The sequence below is a fragment of the Alsobacter sp. P4_H11 genome (assembly GCF_056400925.1).
Genome location: NZ_JBFUKI010000007.1, coordinates 275,175 through 293,291 on the forward strand (window position 1 = coordinate 275,175; position 18,117 = coordinate 293,291).

Genomic DNA, 18,117 nt, shown 5'->3' on the forward strand with positions numbered 1-18,117 from the left:
CTTTGGCTTATGACCTTGGCGCAAGGAGACAGGTGATAGAGACCACAGGTCGAGGCTTCTTGGAGTCGATTTTGCTCCTTTTCGAGTTGTTGTGCCCATCGAGCCTGAGAGTGACGCCTGAAGATTTGAGTCCGAGGCGGTCGTTGGCTTGACTGGACGGACACTTCAACGGACGGACACATCCCCGCATCGGGAAGTCCGCAGGCGTACGAAGGTCGTGTAATAATTCGGCCAGAGATTTCCGCCGAGAAGCGGACATTCTGAACGTCGGCAGATGGTCGAAAGCGCGGATTTGAAAGTCTTGTTCGCCAACAACAAAACTTGAGACAGCGTTTGTCGGCCGGCGCAGTGCTCAGGAAGGATGTAAATCACAGCTCTGTTCGGAGGATGGACCCGATCAGGCCGTACTCGACTGATCTTTCTTATCCTAAATGCAGCAGACTATCTAGCTGCGTCGCGCTCGAGACTTCTCACGATATGAGTTGATAGCGCGTCCGACGCCTCCGCGATCTCGCCGGCGGACAATGACCGGATGATGGCTTGGTGTTCGTTGGCGATCAGCTCGCGGTCCGGAATGCCGGTCTCGAAATGAACCCGGGAAAATTGAGCGCCCAGCCAGATCTGATCATAAGCCTTGATCAAGAAGGGGTTCGCGGACATGCCGATGAGCTTGCGATGGAATTCGCGGTTCAGCTCCGAAAACAGCTTCACCCCCGCGAAGTCTTTTCCAAAATGCGCGTTGGCGATCCGTTCGTTGAGTTGGCCCAGCGCGGCCAGGTCTTCGGGTGAGACCCGCGTTGCCGAAGCCTTCAGGGCGCCGACCTCGAGCACAAGACGCGCCTGCATCCAGTGATGATAGTCCGCCATGCTGGGCAGCGGAGCGACCCGGTAGCCAAAGTTGTTCGTGAACGTCGCGACGCCTTCGGCGTGCAGCCGGGCCAAGGCCTCGCGAACCGGCGTCTGGCTTACCCCAAACTCCCGGACGATAGCCGCAATGACGAGCGGCTGGTTCTCTTCAAGTTGCCCTTCGGTGATTTTCCGGCGGAGCGCCTCGTAAACCTGGCCGGCGAGGCTGGACGCCCGGATAACCGGCGGCTCCGTTCCCAGTCTGTGCTGGCCGGCGCTGATGCGCTCCAAGCTTTCGGTTCCCTGCTTGGACATCTTCGGTTTCCCCTCGATCGAGAATGCGATCGGCGCGCTCGGTCTTGAGCATTCTGCGTTGACGGCTTCGGTAGCTGAACCGCGCCGGCGTCTCTAGCCTGATCCGCAGCGTCTGCCCAAAACCGGGCGGCTGGTCCGATACACTCTGGACTGGACAGAATTATATATCGTATATGATTATCGCACAAACAGGCCGATAGCGCCTGTGGTGGGAGGATGATCGATGATCGGACGCCGGAACTTCATCGCTGGAACGCTCGCGGGCGTGGCCCTGGGCGCGGCGGGCCAACGCGCCCAGGCTCAAATGACGAATACGCTGCCGATCAAGGTAGGCGTTTCGACATCGTCCGAATTCGTCGTGATCTACTATGGTGTAGAGGCTGGCATCTTCGCCAAACATGGGCTCGATGCGAAGCCAGTTTCTTACCCGTCCGGCGTGGAGATGGTGAACGGCCTGATCGCCGGCGCCCAGGACGTCAACACGATGGGCTCCCTCCCCTTTCTGTCAGGCGTCGCCCGCGGCTTTCCCATCGTGCTCATTGGCCACCTTCATGGCGATCCGATCGCGACGAGTTACGCGCCGAACCAGTCGATCGTCGCGGCCCCCGCGCTCAAGGCTGCTCCCGGAGACCTCAAGGCCCTGATCGGAAAGACAGTCGGCATGCCGCGCGGAGCCTCCGCGGAGGGCTATCTCCGGGGCATGATGCGGCAAAACAAAATCGCCGACGATCAATACAAGCTGGTCAACCTCGCGCCGCCCAACATGATCGCGTCCCTGCGAGGCGGAGACGTGGACGCCATCGCGGTCTGGGAACCCTGGGCGGAAGGCGCCTTGCGGGCGGTCGAGGGAACGGTGCGCCTGTCGCTGGGCGGATGCGACACTTGCTACGATCCCGGCACAATCCTGACCACCAAGGCGCTGACCGCATCCAAGGCCGAGGAGCTGCGGCGCTTCATGCTCGCCGTGGCCGAATGCCAGCAATGGGTCCGCGCCAACAAGGCCGGCGCCGCCGTCGACGTCGCGATGCGGTGGATCCCGGGCCTGACGCCGGACGCCTGGCGGGCCGGCATTCCGATCGTCAATTACGACCAGCGCATCTCGAAGCGCACGCTCGAGAACTACATGTCTAAGACAATCCCGGATCTCGCCAGCATGGGCGTGCTCCGCAATACGCCGGACATGAAGGATGCGATTGACCCGCAGTTCACGCGGTTCGCGCAGGAGAAGGGTCCGCAATTCTTCTCGGATCTGTCGCCGATTCCCGCGGAGTTGCGGGTTTGAAACAGGGTTCGGACAAGATCGTCGCGTTCATCGGGCTCGGCGTCATGGGCCTGCCGATGGCCGCCAATCTGGCGCGCGGCGGCTTCACGGTTCTCGGCCATGACCTGGCCCACGAAGCCCGGGTCGCGGCGCAATCCCGGCAGGTTGGCTGGGCGGACGACCTGCCCGCGGCGGCGGAAAATGCGGACGTGGTGATCACGATGCTGCCAAACGGAGCGGCCGTGCACGACGTGTCGAATGTTCTGGCCGATCGCATGCGGCCGGAGGCTCTCTACATCGACATGAGCACCATCGCGCCCAGCGAAACGGACGCGCTCGCCAACCGTTTCGCCGCGCGATCCATCGCGATGGTGGACGCCCCGGTGGCGCGTTCGTCCAAGGAGGCCGAGGAGGGAAAACTGCTGATCATGGCGGGCGGACGGGATGAGGACGTCGAGCGCGCACGTCCGTTGTTCTCCCTCCTGTCGGACGCGGTCAAGCATTGCGGACCGGTCGGGAGCGGCAGCCGCATGAAGCTGGTCAACAACTACATGTCGCTGACCATCAATGTGGTGACGGCCGAAGCCCTCGCGATGGCGCAGCGGTCCGGGCTGCAACTCGACACCGTCTACGGCGTGCTTTCGCAAACTGTAGCCGGCAAGGGTCACCTCACCACCACGTACCCTGCCAAGGCCTTCAAGGGAGACCTCGATCCCGGCTTCATGATCGACCTCGCCCGCAAGGACATCGGGCTTATCCTCGCGATGGCGGACGCCGCAGGCGTTCCCGCCGAAACGGCCCGCGCCGCGCTGAGGGTCTACGAAACGGCGACTCGGAACGGCCGAGGTCGGCAAGACCACACGGCCGTTTACGACATGTGCCTGAAGGGTGGGCCATGGAGCTGACCGCCGCGTCCTCCCAGGTCAAGATCGCGGTTCGCGACCTAACCATCGTTTATCCGGGCGCCGCCCCCACCGAACGGCAGCGCGTGCTGGACGGCGTCGATATCGATCTTCACGATGGCGAGTTCCTGTGCGTGGTCGGCCCCAGCGGCTGCGGCAAGTCCACACTGATCAGCGCCATCGCGGGCTTTCTCCAGCCGGAGGCTGGCTCGATCAGTCTTGACGGCAGGCGCGTCCAAGGCCCCGGCGCCGATCGCGGCGTCGTCTTCCAGGAATATGCACTCCTGCCCTGGCGCTCGGTGCTCGACAACGTGGCGCTGGGCCTCAAGATCCGCGGCATGCCCCGGGCCGAGCGCGAGGCCAAGGCGCGCCATTTCTTGGAACTGGTCGGGCTGGCGGACGTCGCCCGTAAGTATCCGCACCAGCTCTCCGGCGGCATGAAGCAGCGAGCCGCCGTAGCCCGCACCCTGACCAGCGAACCCGAAATCGTCCTGATGGACGAGCCCTTCGCGGCCATCGACGCCCAGAATCGGCTGATCCTGCAGGAGGAGGTTCTGCGCCTCTGGTCCACGCTCGGCCTCACCATCCTGTTCGTCACCCACAGCGTCGACGAGGCGGTGTTTCTGGGAGACCGGGTGATCGTGATGGCCCCACATCCTGGCCGGGTAGCCTCCGTGGTGGGCGTCGACATTCCGCGCGCGCGCCGGCGCTGGCCGGCGATCGGATCCGATCCCGACTTCATCCGCATCCGTGACGATGTGCTTGCCAGGGTGCGGGCCGAGCACGGGGCGCGGCGCCAGTGAACGCGATCCTGCGCGCGCCCGCCTTCTGGATCACCGCCGCGATCGCGGTCGCGGTTCTGGGACACGGGGTCGTCCAGGCGCTCGATGGTCGCGCGAAGCGAAGCGCGGCGGGTCTCGCGGCCGCGACCGGCCCTGAAAACATCGCCGTCACCCTCACGGTCGCGCCGGAGCAGTTCCACATGAGCCGGCTCCAGCAATGGGGTACGATGACAGGCGCCGAGGGCCGCACCGTCCGCCTGCGCAACGTCTCGCCCGCCAACATCGACGCTCTCGCGAGCCGGTCCTGGGTGGCGAGCATCCAGAGGCTCGACCGCTGATGACGGCCGCCGTGGAGCTCGGGACGACGCCCCCGCGTTCGATGCGCCGGGATCGCTGGTGGGCGAAGGCGTGGCGGGACGGCGTCGAGCCGCTGCTGGGCTTCGCCATCGTGATCGCCGCCTGGCAGGCGGCGTCCAGCCTCTCGGGCGTGCCCAAGGTGCTGTTCCCCTCCCCGGCCGACGTGGCTCGGGCGCTGTTCGATCTGTTCAACACCGGAATCCTGTTCGAGTACGTCAAGCTCAGCCTGCTGCACTACCTCACGGGCGTAGCGATCGGCGCGCTGGCGGGCGTCGCGCTGGGGCTCGCGATCGCGTCCAACAGGCGCGTGTCTGATCTCCTGATGCCGTTGGTGAACTTCACCTACGCGATCGTGGAAGTGGCATGGATCCCGCTACTGATCCTGTGGTGGGGCTACGGGCCGTCCATCATCATCGTCGCGGTCGCGTATGTGGTCGCGTCGCCGCTCGTCCACAACGTGGTGACGGGCGTCCGGTCGGTGCCGCCGGTCTATGGCCGGGTCATCCGATCCCTTGGCGGAAGCTCCTGGTCCGTGCTGCGCGAGGTCACGTTGCCCGCCATCCTGCCCTCCGTGTTCAACGGCGTGCGGGTGGGCGCCGGCTTTGGCTTCCGGGCTTTGATTTTCGCCGAGATGATCGCCCAGCAGGAAGGGGTCGGTTATCTCATCTTCACGTCGGCCGCGACCCAGCAGACCGCCCGCACAGTGGCCGGAATGGTGGTCATGGGCGTGCTCTGGCTGTTCCTCGACCGCGTTTACCTGCGGCCGCTCGAACGCGCCTCGGTGGAGAGGTGGGGCCTGTCCAGCGATGCGGGCGAGCGATGACGGGAGGGCAAAAGTTCCGATCCGCTCTGCTCGGCCTCACGCCGTTCGTCGCCCTCGTGCTGATCTGGCAGGCGGCGCCATCCGTGTTCAGCTATCCGGCCTATATGCTGCCGACCGTCTCGGAGGTGGGCCGGCGGTTCATCGAGCTCACGCTGAACGGCGAACTCGCGCGGTCTGTCGGGGCCAGTCTGCTGCGGCTTACGGCCGCGTTCATGGTCGGCAACCTCATCGCGATCCCGCTCGGCGTGCTGCTGGCCATGAACGCACGGGTGTCGCGGATCGTGATGCCGGTCGCCGTGTTCCTGCAGGCTGTCGCCGGCATAGCCTGGGCGCCGCTCGCAGTGCTGTGGTTCGGGCTCGGCAACACGGCCGTGACGTTCCTGGTGGTGAACTCGGTCTTTTTCAGCTCCTTCTACAACGCCATCTCGGGCGTCCGCTCCATTCCGCCGGTGCTGTGGCGCGCAGTGCGCTCGCTAGGCGCCTCGCCCTGGCAGGTCGTGCGCGAGCTGGTCCTGCCCGGCGCCATGGTCCAACTGCTGCTTGGCCTGCGCACCTCGCTGGCGCTCGGCTGGCGAGCGCTAGTGGCGGCCGAGCTCATCATCGGCACCAACGGCATCGGCTTCCTGATGATGGACGCCACCAAATGGTACGGCACCGACACCATTATCTGCGGGATCGTGGTGATCGGCGTGCTCTGGCTGGCCTTCGACCGCTTCATCTTCGCGTCCATCGAACGCAACACGGTCCGCCGCTGGGGCATGGTCAACGACAACTGAGAGAACGGCGCATGCGGCTCGTCTACCTGCTCTTCGACTCCCTGAACCGCCATGCGCTCGGCTGCTACGGCGGCAAAGCCATCGAAACGCCGGCTTTCGATCGCCTGGCCCGGAAAACGGCCGTGTTCGACAACGCCTATGTGGGCAGCCTGCCCTGCATGCCGGCGCGGCGCGACCTCCACACCGGGCGGCTCAACTTCCTGCATCGCCCGTGGGGACCGCTGGAGCCATTCGACAACTCCTTTCCGCAGATCCTGGGCGAGCGCGGCGTCTACTCGCACCTCATCACCGACCACTACCACTACTTCGAGGATGGCGGCGTCGGCTTCCATGGGCGCTATTCGTCGTGGGAGTTCATCCGCGGACAGGAAAAGGACAAGTGGCAAGGCGTCGCCAAGCCGGACGTCGCCGGGCTGCAGCAGACCTATCATCCGCTCGTCTTCAACGGCCAGACCGGCCCCAACTCCAACCTCCCCTACGTGTTGTCGCGCGAGGCCATGCAGGGCGAGAGCGACTTCCCCCTTGTGCAGTGCTTCGAAGGCGCGCTGCACTTCCTCGAGCGCAACAAGAGTGACGACGACTGGATCCTCCATCTCGAATGCTTCGATCCGCACGAGCCGTTCTTCGCCGCCAACCGCTTTCGGCAGGGCCTGCCGACCGGCTACCAGGGGCCCGTGCTCGACTGGCCACCTTATGGCCGCATGGACCTCTCCGGTCCGGAAGGTGACGAGCTGCGCGCCAACTACCTGGCGCTGGTGAAGATGTGCGACGAGTATCTCGGCAGGCTCCTCGACTATTTCGACGAGAACGACCTGTGGTCAGACACCGCCCTGATCGTGTCGACCGACCACGGCCTTCTGCTCGGCGAGCATGAGTTCTGGGGCAAGAACAGGCCGCCCTTCTTCAACGAAGTGACCCACATCCCACTGTTCATCCATGACCCCCGCCAGCCAGCGGCGGATGGCCAGCGGCGCTCGGCGCTGACGCAGACGACAGACCTCATGCCGACGGTGCTCGACCTGTTCGGCGCGCCCATCCCGCCGGAGGTGCGTGGCCGCTCGCTGCTGCCGACGCTGGGCGACGACAGGCCCGTACGGCCCGCCTGCATCTACGGACAGTTCGGCGGAGCCGTGAACGTCACGGACGGACGCTACACCTACTTCCGCTACCCGGAAGGGGACGAGCAGCTCTACCACTACACGCTGATGCCGGTGCACATGCGCAGCTTCTTCGAGCCCATCGAGCTCGCGCGCGCGACGCTGTTCGGACCCTTCGACTTCACCAAGGGATGCCAGGTTCTGCGCCTGCCGGTGGTCGCGGACGCCAAGGCCAACATGGTCTCGCGCTATCCGCTGCTCGACGCCGGCACGGCGCTTTACGACCTCTCGAGCGATCCCGGCCAGACGGCGCCGCGCCAGATCGCCGACGTCGAGGCGCGGATGATCGACCTGCTCATTGGCGAGATGCGGGCGCATGACGCCCCGGTCGAAGTATTCCGCCGCCTAGGATTGCATGAGCGCTACGCCGCCATGGCAGGCCACAAGGAGGACGCATGATGAGATCAGTGTTGGCGGCCATTCTGCTGCTCTGCTCGGGCGCCGCGGCCGGCGCGGATAACTACCCGACGAGGCCGATCATTCTGGTGGTCGGGTTCGCGCCCGGCGGAGGCGTCGATGTCGTCGCGAGGCAACTGGCCGAGCAGCTGAGCAAGCAAATGGGCCAGCGCGTCACCGTGCTGAACAAGGCCGGCGCGGGCGGCAACATCGCGGCCGAAAGCGTCGCGAAAGCGGAGCCGGACGGCTACACGCTCCTGGCCGAAAATCTCGGCATCGTGTCGATCAACCCCTACCTCTACGAGATGAAGTCCTTTGATCCCGAAAAGGACTTCGTCCATATCGCACGCACGGTGGTCACCCCGCTGCTAATGGCGGTGCCCAAGACCTCTCCGGCCAAAACGGTTTCCGATTTCGTGGCGCTCGCAAAGCAGAAGCCTGGAGCCCTTAACTATGGCTCGGGCGGCGTTGGGAACATCAATCATCTCGCCGTGGAGCTGTTCGCCAGCCGCGAAGGCGTGAAGCTGCAGCACGTGCCCTTTCGCGGCAGCGCCCCGGCCATCAACGAACTCGTGGCAGGGCGTATCGACCTGGTCGTTGATGGCGTGAACCTGGTTCAACCTTTCGCCGAATCCGGCGACGTGCGGCCGCTGGCGCTGACTGGCTCGGCGCGGTCGAGCACCGCTCCCGACGTGCCGACCGCCGCGGAGGCGGGCGTCAAGGACTTCGTCGTGCTGGGCTGGCAAGGCGTCGCCGCGCCGGCCGGAACACCCGCGGATGTGGTCGCGCGGCTCGATAAAGAGGTGAACGCCGCCCTGCAGGACCCGGTTCTGGCCGGCGTGCTCAGCAAGCAGGGCACCGACCCGGCCTACTTGGCGCCGAACGATTACGCGGCGTTTATCACAACCGAAAAGCAGCGCTGGAAGACCGTCGTAGAGGAAACGGGCGCGCGCATCAGGTAAGCGCGGGGCGCCACACGCCCGCTCACGCAAAATCGCAGTCAGGACAGAGAGGTTTCCGCCTTGCCCACAGTTCTGGTTACAGGCTGCGACACCGGCCTCGGGCGAGAGTTCGCGCGCCAATACGCGGCCGAAGGCCATCGCGTTCTGGCGACCTTCCTGAATCCCGCAACCGCGCAGGGCGCGTCCGATCTCGTCGGAAACGTCGAGGCGATCGGCCTCGACGTCACCGACCATGCGGCGATCGCGGCGCTGGCCGCGCGCCTCTCGGGCGAGCCGATCGACATCCTGGTCAGCAATGCCGGCATCGGCCATCCGCACAAGCCATTTGGGCAGATGGACTACCATCACTGGCGGCGTGTGCTGGAAACGAACCTGATCGGGCCGATGATGATTGCCGAATCCTTCGCCGATCACGTCGCCCGTAGCGATTTTCGGCTAATGGCCTTCGTGTCCAGCCGAATGGGATCCATCAACCTCAACCTGACCGGCGGCGCCTACGCGTACCGGACCAGCAAAGCAGGGCTGAACATGATGGTCCGTTCGCTCGCGGTGGACCTTGCGCCGCGCCGGATCTGCGTCATGGCGCTTCATCCCGGCTGGGCAGCCACGGAGCCAGGCGGTCGCATCCCGGTCGAGGAAAGCGTCGCCGGCATGCGGGGCGTGCTGCACAGGGCCGGTCCGCATCACAGCGGCAGTTTCGTGACCTACCATGACCAGCCGCTTCCTTGGTGAGGAGGTGGGGCCAAGTATCGGAGCCAGCACTCGACAGCGCAGATCTGACAAGAAGCCGCAAGCTCAAGCCGATTGGGTCCAAGACCGCAACCAAGCGCCTGGCTACACTTAAGCGGCCGGACATCCTCTCCGGGTGAACAGAGCAATTTGTGGGTCCGCATCGCTCGGGCTTGGCGTTTTCGACCAGTCGCCCCGCCAAAATGTGTGAGAAATGGACCTGAATGGTTCAGCAGCCTGACTTAATGTCAGGTCGCCCGCGCTATCCAGGCGGATAGAAGTTCGGAGAGGTCGCCGTTGTTTCGGTCCATCATCAACATGTGCGTGTTGCCGAGCACGCCGTGGTCAGGAAGGACATGGTGCGTTGCGTCGCCTCCCGCCGCAGCGAGGGCGACCGCGAGATCGTGCGCGTCGTTGCGGCGCGCGTCGCCATTTGCGCCAACCGCGCCAATGCTGTTGTCGCCCCAAAGAGAGAAAAAGGGAATCGCTCGCATCGCCGCTATCGTCGCCTCGTCGATCGGAGCGCAGCCGCCCTCGACGCTGATCAGCGCCAGAACGCCATCTCGACAGCGCCTCGCCACTTCCAACCCGTAAAGCCCGGCCTGTGAGTGTGTGATCAGCACAGCGGGTCCGACACGCTCGAGCAAGCTGACCAACGCTTCGATTGTCGCCTCGCCCGACCGCCCTGCCGCAAGTTCCTCCGCATTGGGCACGAGCTGGGCCATGTAGTGGTCGAGATAATCGACGGGAAATTGAACATTCGAAAAGGGTTCAGGATATCGAGGCCCGAAACGGAAGTTCACCCATGCGCCAGCACGAGCGTAGAGCGGCGCTTTGTGCGTGAGCGACATGTCGCGTTGATCGATCGCTTCGTTCAGGGCCGTCGGATCAAAGCCCGATCGGCCGCGGCCGACTTGGTCCACGACGTAGACCGGATGCCCCAGCCGCACGAACAGGGTCGCCCAACCTTCCCGGCCATCCGGCGTCGTCTCGAAGGTTGCGCCGGTGTGGTTGGAACCGTGGATGAGAATGATCGGCGGACGTGTCGCTGCCTCCGGGCAGCGGAAATGCACATACATCTGCCCGTAGGAGATTTCGCCGGCGCCGGCGAGCCCGGTGCGCCCGTAATACGGAGCAGCGACCGTCCGCGTCCGGACGCCAACAAAGAAGCTGCGTTCGCACTTCAGCCGCAGCGGGCCGAAGTATCCGACGAGAGGCGGGATTTTCGCCTGTTCGGGGCCATCACTGGCGCCATCAACCGCCGTTGGCCGCTTGCTCGCCGTCATGCGCGCTCCGCAATCAAGCGATGTCCAGTTACGGCCGCAGGTAATGGCCTCAGGAGCCACCGAAACGACGCCGATGTGCGCCGGCACGACGAGCGCGCCGGCGTTATGCTCGGCCCGGGGTAAGTATCGAAATCGGCTGCGGTTCGCCGGCGGAGTTTTAGTTCCGCAGCAACATCGCGAAGGTTTGCACCGAGCCAAGGTCGTAGGACGACGGCGCGGGCGGAGCCTCGGGCGCGCTCTTGGCGAGCCGGGTGGTTGCGGCGCGCAGGCCCGCGAACACACGGGCCACGAAAACACTGCGCAACTCGCTGCGGCGATGCAGGGTGTAGAACGTCATCATCCAGTCTCCGCACACGGTGCTGCGCCGTTGTGCGGAGGGCTATACCGCGAATTGCTGCACTGCGGTATGGCGATGCTGCATGGCACCTCATACCGAAATCAGAGACCAACCCGCTTCATCTGCGGTTCCGGGTAGCGCGTTCCTCTCGCGGCTCCAGCCGGGAAGGCCGAGTCCAGGGCGGCGAGCGTTTCGGCGGACCGGGCCAATGCGACAGCTTCGACGTTCTCCTCCAGCCATTGTCGCTGTTTCGTTCCAGGCAGCGGAACCACGAAGGGGCGCCGGGAGAGCAGCCAGGCGATCGCCAACTGCGCCGGAGTGCAGTTCTCTCCCCGCGCCAGCTCCTGCAGCTTCTCCACGAGCTGCAGGTTGTGGCCCAGGTTTTCGCCCTGGAAGCGCGGCATGTCGCGGCGCCGGTCCGTCGGCCCGAGCACGTCGAGCGTCGGAACCGTCCCGGTGAGGAAGCCCCGCCCGAGCGGGCTATAGGCGACGAAACCGACGCCAAGCTCCTCGCAGATCGGCAGCATCTCGTTTTCCACGTCACGCGTCCAGAGCGAGTACTCGGTCTGGAGCGCCGCCATCGGATGGGTCGCGTGGGCGCGCCGCAGCGTTTGCGGGGCGGCCTCCGAGATGCCGAGGTGGCGCACCTTGCCCTGCTCGACCAGGCGCGCCATCGCGCCCACGGTTTCCTCGATCGGCACCGACGTATCAATGCGGTGAATGTAGTAGAGGTCGATGACGTCGACCCCGAGACGCTTCAGGCTCGCCTCACAGGCCTGGGGGACGTAGTCCGGCCGGCCAACGACCTCCTGCTTGCCGTCGGGATGGCGGACATTGCCGAACTTCGTCGCCACCACGTAGCGGTCGCGCTTGCCCTTGATCGCGCGGCCAACCAGCTCTTCGTTCTTGCCGAAGGCGTAGGCGTCCGAGCTGTCCACGAGCGTTACGCCGAGTTCAGCGGCCCGGTGCAGCGTCGCGATGGCCTCGCCCTCATCCGGCGCCCCGTAGATCGGCGTCATGCTCATGCAGCCGAGCCCGATGGCGGAGACCTCCAGGCCCCCGAGGCGACGCGTCGTCATGGCCATGTGCTTAGCTCCTACTGGAAGACCTCGGTGAACTTCTTCTTGATCCGCTGGCCTTCCTTCTCGATGAAATCATAGTCGACCGTCGAGATCTTCAGGCTGGAGAGCGGCGGGCTTCCATCCGGGGCCGGCACGTCGAGGCGCGCCGCATAGCCGCCGTCGCCCGGAAACAGGCTCTGCACCTCGAAGGTCAGCATGAAGTCGGCGAAGGCCTTTGCGGCGTTCGGGTTCGGCGAACCTTTCACCACCGCTGTCGGGGACGGGATCATGAAGGTGCCGTCCTCGGGGTACACAGTCAGGATTGGATGCCCATCCTTACGGTCGTCCGCCGCGTAGGAATCGCTGGCTCCCACCGCAATCACGCGTTCGGCCCGCTTGATGTTGTCCGAGACCTGCTGGTTCCCCTGCACGATCATGATGTCGTTCTGGCGCAGTTTCTCGAAGTAGTCCCAGCCCAGCTTCTTCGACATCATGCCGATCACGGAAAGCTGGAGCGACGTGAAGGACGGGTCGGTCGTCACCAGCTTGCCCTTGTATTTGGGATCGACCAGCTGAGCCCAGGTCTTCGGCTGATCGGCCGGCGCCACCTTGTCCGAGCGCATGTAGATCGTCATCATGTTGAGACGCTGGGCGACGAAGTAGCCGTCCTCGTTGCGCGCCTCCTTGGGCACCTTGTCGAAGTCCGTCGGCTTGAAAGCCACGAACACGCCCTTGCGGGCGAACTGCTCCGACGCGGCAGGATCCGACGTGGTGAGCACGTCACACGCAATGCGCCCGGCCTGCATCTCCTGCTGGAAGCGGCGCAGGATTGCCGATCCGCCGGAGCGGAACAGCTCCACCTTGATGCCCATCTTGGCTTCGAAAAGGTTGGCGATCTTCTGCGCCGTCTCGATCGGGGTCGACGTGTACCAGACGACCTTGCCTTCCTTCTTGGCGGCCGCGATATCGACGTCGGCCGCCCATGCGGCTGGCGCCATCATGGCGATGCTCAGCGCCACGGCGCCTGCGAGCACGGATCTACGGCTTGAACGGGTCACGGCATCCTCCCTTGTCGGCGACGGCGCCCTTCTTTGAGGCGCTCAGACGGTGGTGGTCATTGATGATCGCCCCGATAAACGGGTTCGGGCTGGGTGAAGAAGTTGAACAGGATTTGGTAGGCCATCAGGTAGTTCTTTTGCTGAAACGATGCGTGCGAGATGCCGGCCATCACCGAAAAGCACTTGTCGGCGTTGGGCAGTTTCTTGAAGAAGGCCAGCAGATCGTCGATGCCCGCGATGCCATCGAACTCGCCGCGCATCACGATGGTGGGAACCGTGATCTTCTCGGGGCTCACGACCGGCAACCGCGAGCACATGTCCACATAGGTGCCGGTCGGCACGCTGTCGTCGAGCGCCAGGATCGCGTCCGCGAACGCCTCAACGACCTTCTTCTCGGCCGTGTCCGGATGATCGCGATTGAAGATGCTGTACACGAAGGCCCGGTCGATCGGCCGACGGTTCTTGGCCTGGAACTCCGGAAGTTTCTTGCGCCGCTCGACCAGGGTCGGCGCGCCCTCCCCGGTCCATACGAACGCGTCCAGCGCAAGCCGCTTCACCCGTTCCGGATGCCGCTCCGTGAAGGCGGCGGCCCGCAGCGCGCCGGACGAGATGCCGTAGACCAACATCGGGCCGCAGTTGCGCGTCTTCAGGATGTAGTCGCTGGCGGCGCTGAGGTCGTCGGCCCCGTTGGCGATGTCCGCGTTGTTCGGGCGGTTCTTGTCGGACCGGCCATAGCCCTCCATGTCGACGCACCACGTGTCGAAGCCCTGCTTGGCGAACCAGTTCATGACGGAGGAGTCCGGGCGACCCTCGACCTGTAGATCGAACGTGGGCTGCGACGCCATCGAGGACCCGTGAACGAACAGTACCGTGCCGCGAGGCGCGCCCGGCGTCACGGCGCGTTTTTCCCAAAGGAACAGATTGACGTCGCCTTTCTTGGTCCAGTGCTCCACTCCGGCGACGGTCTCTTCGATGGCCATGGCTTATCCCTGCATGCGAGAAGTTGAAGTAGACGCGCCGGCGCGCATGAAGATGCTGCACTGGCTCGCGTCGATGGTGACCGCAACCGTGTCGCCCACGTCGAACTGCTGGAGCGGATGGGTTTGCACCCGCAGCACCTGCCCGGAGTTCAGGGTCGCGTAATATTCGTTGATGTTGCCGAGAAAGGTCCGCTCGGTGACAGTCGCAACGGCGGCGGCCGTATCTGCGCCCCGGGATCTGATCTCGATGTTCTCGGGACGAATTGCGAGTTCGATGGCGTCACCGGCCTTCGCCCAATCGGGCACCGGTAAGTCGAGCGCCAGATGCGGCCCCGCGATGTGGCCACGACCGCCCGCCACGGCGTCGAGCTGCGCCGGGACGATGTTCACCAGCCCCATGAAGTCCGCCACCACCCTGTTGGACGGCTTGGCGTAGACCTCGAAGGGCGAGCCGAACTGCTGCAGCTTGCCCTGGTGCATCACGGCGATCTGGTCGGAGAGCGCCAGGGCCTCGGCCTGGTCATGCGTGACGTAGATGAACGTGATGCCGGTGCGCCGCTGCAGTTGCTTCAACTCCACGCGCATGCGCTCGCGCAACTTGGCGTCGAGATTGGACAGGGGCTCGTCCAGCAGCAGGATCTCGGGCTCGACCACGAGGCTGCGGGCGAGCGCCACACGCTGCTGCTGGCCGCCGCTCAGTTCGTTGGGGTAGCGTCCCTCGAGGCCGGTCATGTTGACGAGGTCCAGCGCCCGCGCGACCCGGTCACGCGCGTCTCCGGCCGACATCTTCCGGATCTTGAGGCCGAAGACGACGTTCTCGAACACCGTCTTGTGTGGCCACACGGCGTAGTTCTGGAACACCATGCCCATGCCGCGCGAGTCGGGCGGGACCACGGACCCGGGCGACGACACCAGCCTGCCATCGACGTGGATCGTGCCGCGATCAGGCGTGATGTAGCCCGCGATGGCCCGCAGGGTCGTGGTCTTGCCGCATCCGCTCGGACCCAGAAGTGTCACGAACTGGTTGTCGGCGATATCGAGCGACAAGTCTGTCAGCGCCGCCGCGGCGGCGTCGCCCGTGTAGCTCTTTGTCAAGTTGCGGATCGTAATCCCTGCCATGAGCGGCTCCCGAGGCCCGGCCGCGGGCCGGGCGTTGCAATCACGCACCCTGCGCGGCGGCTTCGCTGCGGGCGCCGAAGCGCCCCTGCCCGACCCGACTGGCAAGCCAGATCGCCGCTCCGATGATGATCATGTTGACGAGGGCGAGAGCCGAAACGGGCTCCGTGTACCCGGTCTCGTAGAGGTTGTAGATCGCTACCGCGAGCGTAATGGAGCTCGAGCTGAACAGCAGGATCGAGGCGCTGAGCTCCTGAACGACAGGTACGAACACCAGCAGCCAGCCGGCGAACAGGCCCGGGCCCATCAGCGGCAAAGTGATCTCGCGCATGGTCACGCCCCACCCCGCGCCGAGAATGCGGGCGCTTTCCTCCAGCGACGGATCGATCTGGCGCAAGGCCGTGTTGGCCGCGCGGACGCCGAGCGGAATGTAGCGCCCCACATAGGCCAGCAGCAGGATGCCCAAGGTGCCGTAGAGCGCGAAGGGCAGCGCCAGCCAAAACTGGATCAACGCCACCGCCATCACGATGCCGGGCAGGCCAAGCGGCACCAGCGCGATGTAGTCGAGCAGGCGGCGGCCTGGAACCTTGGTGCGCAGGTCAATCCAGCTGATCACCGAGCCCAGCAGCACCGCGATGGTGGACGCCAACACGGCGAGAAGCAGGCTGTTCATGATCGCGCGGCGGGTAATGTCGTACTCGAACAGCACGAATCTGTAGTTTGCGAGCGTCAGGCCCTTCCAGAAGTTCAGGCCCCAGGACTTGGAGAACGACACCGCCAAGAGCGTGCCATAGGGCAGCAGCACCGCCAGAATGAAGATCACGATGCAAAAACCCAACACGGCCCAGCGCAGTGGCCCGAGCGTGATCAATTGCGGCCGCGAGCCCTTGCCGCCCAGCGTCACGAAGGAGCGCTTCGCGAGGTAGCGCCGTTGCAGAAACAGCGCCGCCACGGTGATCAGCACGAACATCAGCGAGAGCGCCGACGCCAGCCCGTATTGCGGCGGATAGTCGAACAGCGAGTAGATCCGCGTCGGAAGCGTCACGATGCGACCCGGCAGGCCGATGATGGCCTGCGACCCAAACAGCGCGATGGCGTTGACGAAGGCCAGCAGCACGCCCGACAAGATCGCGGGGGCGACCAGCGGGGCCGTGATCAGCAACGCGGTGCGGAATTTGCCCGCGCCCAGGATCTGCGCCGCTTCCTCATAGGAGGCGTCCACCGACTGCAACGCGCTGGACGCGAGTAGGTACACGAATGGAAACGTGTGCAGCACGGTGACGAGCACCAGGCCGGTCATCGTGAAGACGTTGACGGTCAGGAACGGCATTCCGGCGACGTCGCGGAAGAACACGTTCACGAGCCCCGCATTAGGGCTGAACAGGTTCACATATGCGATGGCTACCAGAAAGGGTGGAGACAGATAGGCGACGCTGGCGGTGAACTTGATCAGCTTCTTGCCCGGCACGTCGGTGCGGCTCACCGCCCAGGCTAGCGGCACGCCGATCACGACGCTGAACAGTCCCGTCCAGAAGCCCAGCACCAGCGAGTTCCAGAGCGCGGTGAGATAAAGCCGACCCTCGAGCGCCTCGCGGAAGTGCTCCAGCGTCGGGCTGTCCTCGCCCCAGATGCTGCTCTTCATCAACGTCGCGAGCGGCAGCACCACAAGAATGGCGAGCAGCGCCACGCCGAGGATCATGACGACGTGCTCGAGCCGCAGTCCGCGGCGCGCGCCGCTCTTCAGGGTCGGGATCGCGACAAGCGGATCCCGCGAGGCGGAGCCGTCCTGACCCTGTCCGGCATGATCGGCGACGCTCATGGGCGGCTTCACTCCCCGAGAGGCTTATTGATTTTGAGGAGATCATTTCCCGTCACCCCTCTACTGTCAACCAAAGTCTGTTGAAATGAAATTGGTTGCACTTGGTCGGCATTGGTTTGATGATGACGCCTCGTAGGAGGAAGCCCGATGCTGACGCGACGCCTCGGCCTGTCCGGCCCCGCCGTTTCGGCGATCGGGCTTGGTTGTTCCGGCATGACATCGGACTACGGCACGCCCAACGACGCCGAGTCGACGGCCGCCATCGCGCTTGCGCTCGACCTTGGCGTGACGCTGTTCGACACCTCCGACGCGTATGGAGCCGGCCGCAACGAGGAGCTTCTCGGCGCGGCGCTGGGCCAGCGGCGGGGCGAGGCGATGATCGCCAGTAAGTTCGGCAATATCCGTGGCCCGAACGGCGAGCGCGGCGGCGTGAACGGCAGGCCGGAATACGTCGCGGCGGCGTGCGACGCCAGCCTGCGCCGGCTGAATACCGACGTGATCGACCTCTACTACCAGCACCGAATCGACCCAGCCGTGCCGATCGAGGACACCGTCGGGGCCATGGCGCGGCTGGTGGAGTGCGGCAAGGTCCGCCGGATCGGGCTGTGCGAGGCCGGCGTCGACACCATCCGGCGCGCCCACGCGACTCACCCCCTCGCGGCCGTTCAGATGGAGTACTCGCTCTGGACCCGCGACGCCGAGCGCGAGATCTTGCCGTGCCTGCGGGAGCTCGGCGTCGCCTTGGTGGCCTACAGCCCGCTTGGCCGCGGCTTTCTCACCGGCTCCTTCCGGTCCCGCGACGACCTCATCGCCAGCGATCGGCGCCACGCGCATCCTCGGTTCCAGGACGGCAACTTCGAGCAGAATCTCGCGCTGCTCGGCCCTATCGAGCAGGTCGCGGCGCGGCGCGGCTGCGCGCCCGCCCAAGTCGCGCTGGCCTGGTTGCTCGCCCGGGGCGACGACATCGTCCCGATCCCGGGCACCAAGCGGCGCGCATGGCTGCGGCAGAATGTCGATGCTCTCGAGCTCGGGCTTGACGAAAACGACCTTTCGGCGTTGAACGCCGCCTTCCCGCCCGGCGCGGCGGCGGGCGCCCGATACCCCGAGAAGCAATTGCGAGGGCTTGGGATCTGATCCGGCAGGATCACAGCGCC

The 18,117-nt window shown here is 65.1% G+C and carries 18 protein-coding genes; 10 read left to right on the forward strand and 8 right to left on the reverse strand.

Features of this window, described 5'->3' with window-relative positions; translation table 11 throughout:
• Positions 1–441 precede the first annotated feature (441 nt).
• Complete coding sequence (locus tag AC1DSZ_RS14730; RefSeq protein WP_476839090.1) at positions 442–1,161, reverse strand: GntR family transcriptional regulator; 720 nt, start codon at positions 1,159–1,161, stop codon at positions 442–444.
• A gap of 223 nt (positions 1,162–1,384) precedes the next feature.
• Here AC1DSZ_RS14730 and AC1DSZ_RS14735 point away from each other — a divergent pair, with 223 nt between their 5' ends.
• The 9 genes from AC1DSZ_RS14735 to AC1DSZ_RS14775 are packed head-to-tail and all read left to right on the forward strand — an operon-like array spanning position 1,385 to position 9,309.
• Positions 1,385–2,443, forward strand: coding sequence for an ABC transporter substrate-binding protein (locus AC1DSZ_RS14735; protein WP_476839091.1), 1,059 nt, complete (start codon positions 1,385–1,387; stop codon positions 2,441–2,443).
• The gene (locus AC1DSZ_RS14740) at positions 2,440–3,327 is read left to right on the forward strand and encodes an NAD(P)-dependent oxidoreductase (protein WP_476839092.1); all 888 of its coding nucleotides are present in this window, start codon (positions 2,440–2,442) and stop codon (positions 3,325–3,327) included. The genes AC1DSZ_RS14735 and AC1DSZ_RS14740 overlap by 4 nt, the downstream gene beginning before the upstream one ends.
• A complete protein-coding gene (locus AC1DSZ_RS14745; RefSeq protein ID WP_476839093.1) occupies positions 3,318–4,127 on the forward strand; it encodes an ABC transporter ATP-binding protein in 810 nt (269 codons plus the stop codon). The genes AC1DSZ_RS14740 and AC1DSZ_RS14745 overlap by 10 nt, the downstream gene beginning before the upstream one ends.
• Positions 4,124–4,444 carry a hypothetical protein gene (locus tag AC1DSZ_RS14750; protein WP_476839094.1) on the forward strand — a complete coding sequence of 107 codons (321 nt, stop codon included), beginning with the start codon at positions 4,124–4,126 and terminating at the stop codon, positions 4,442–4,444. Before AC1DSZ_RS14745 ends, AC1DSZ_RS14750 begins: the two co-directional genes overlap by 4 nt.
• Positions 4,444–5,286: an ABC transporter permease gene (locus tag AC1DSZ_RS14755; protein WP_476839095.1), complete on the forward strand. Its 843-nt coding sequence runs from the start codon at positions 4,444–4,446 to the stop codon at positions 5,284–5,286. The genes AC1DSZ_RS14750 and AC1DSZ_RS14755 overlap by 1 nt, the downstream gene beginning before the upstream one ends.
• Positions 5,283–6,062, forward strand: coding sequence for an ABC transporter permease (locus AC1DSZ_RS14760; RefSeq protein WP_476839096.1), 780 nt, complete (start codon positions 5,283–5,285; stop codon positions 6,060–6,062). Before AC1DSZ_RS14755 ends, AC1DSZ_RS14760 begins: the two co-directional genes overlap by 4 nt.
• Before the next feature lie 11 nt (positions 6,063–6,073).
• The gene (locus AC1DSZ_RS14765; protein WP_476839097.1) at positions 6,074–7,618 is read left to right on the forward strand and encodes a sulfatase; all 1,545 of its coding nucleotides are present in this window, start codon (positions 6,074–6,076) and stop codon (positions 7,616–7,618) included.
• An 11-nt stretch (positions 7,619–7,629) separates the two neighbouring features.
• A complete protein-coding gene (locus AC1DSZ_RS14770; protein ID WP_476839098.1) occupies positions 7,630–8,577 on the forward strand; it encodes a Bug family tripartite tricarboxylate transporter substrate binding protein in 948 nt (315 codons plus the stop codon).
• Between the two features lie 60 nt (positions 8,578–8,637).
• Positions 8,638–9,309 (forward strand): SDR family oxidoreductase, encoded by a 672-nt coding sequence (locus tag AC1DSZ_RS14775; protein WP_476839099.1) that lies wholly within the window; start codon positions 8,638–8,640, stop codon positions 9,307–9,309.
• Between the two features lie 245 nt (positions 9,310–9,554).
• Here AC1DSZ_RS14775 and AC1DSZ_RS14780 read toward each other — a convergent pair whose 3' ends face one another.
• The 7 genes from AC1DSZ_RS14780 to AC1DSZ_RS14810 form a co-directional block, all read right to left on the reverse strand.
• On the reverse strand, positions 9,555–10,592 hold the full coding sequence (locus AC1DSZ_RS14780) for an alpha/beta hydrolase family protein (protein WP_476839100.1): 1,038 nt from the start codon (positions 10,590–10,592) through the stop codon (positions 9,555–9,557).
• 157 nt (positions 10,593–10,749) lie between these two features.
• Complete coding sequence (locus tag AC1DSZ_RS14785) at positions 10,750–10,929, reverse strand: hypothetical protein (RefSeq protein WP_476839101.1); 180 nt, start codon at positions 10,927–10,929, stop codon at positions 10,750–10,752.
• 101 nt (positions 10,930–11,030) lie between these two features.
• On the reverse strand, positions 11,031–12,014 hold the full coding sequence (locus AC1DSZ_RS14790) for an aldo/keto reductase (RefSeq protein WP_476839102.1): 984 nt from the start codon (positions 12,012–12,014) through the stop codon (positions 11,031–11,033).
• Positions 12,015–12,025: 11 nt separating this feature from the next.
• Positions 12,026–13,048, reverse strand: coding sequence for an ABC transporter substrate-binding protein (locus AC1DSZ_RS14795; protein ID WP_476839103.1), 1,023 nt, complete (start codon positions 13,046–13,048; stop codon positions 12,026–12,028).
• 56 nt (positions 13,049–13,104) lie between these two features.
• The gene (locus AC1DSZ_RS14800) at positions 13,105–14,028 is read right to left on the reverse strand and encodes an alpha/beta hydrolase (RefSeq protein ID WP_476839104.1); all 924 of its coding nucleotides are present in this window, start codon (positions 14,026–14,028) and stop codon (positions 13,105–13,107) included.
• Positions 14,029–14,031: 3 nt separating this feature from the next.
• Positions 14,032–15,147, reverse strand: coding sequence for an ABC transporter ATP-binding protein (locus AC1DSZ_RS14805; protein WP_476839105.1), 1,116 nt, complete (start codon positions 15,145–15,147; stop codon positions 14,032–14,034).
• Between the two features lie 40 nt (positions 15,148–15,187).
• Positions 15,188–16,963 carry an ABC transporter permease gene (locus AC1DSZ_RS14810; RefSeq protein WP_476839106.1) on the reverse strand — a complete coding sequence of 592 codons (1,776 nt, stop codon included), beginning with the start codon at positions 16,961–16,963 and terminating at the stop codon, positions 15,188–15,190.
• Positions 16,964–17,110: 147 nt separating this feature from the next.
• Here AC1DSZ_RS14810 and AC1DSZ_RS14815 point away from each other — a divergent pair, with 147 nt between their 5' ends.
• The gene (locus AC1DSZ_RS14815; protein WP_476839107.1) at positions 17,111–18,097 is read left to right on the forward strand and encodes an aldo/keto reductase; all 987 of its coding nucleotides are present in this window, start codon (positions 17,111–17,113) and stop codon (positions 18,095–18,097) included.
• The last annotated feature ends 20 nt before the right edge of the window (positions 18,098–18,117 follow it).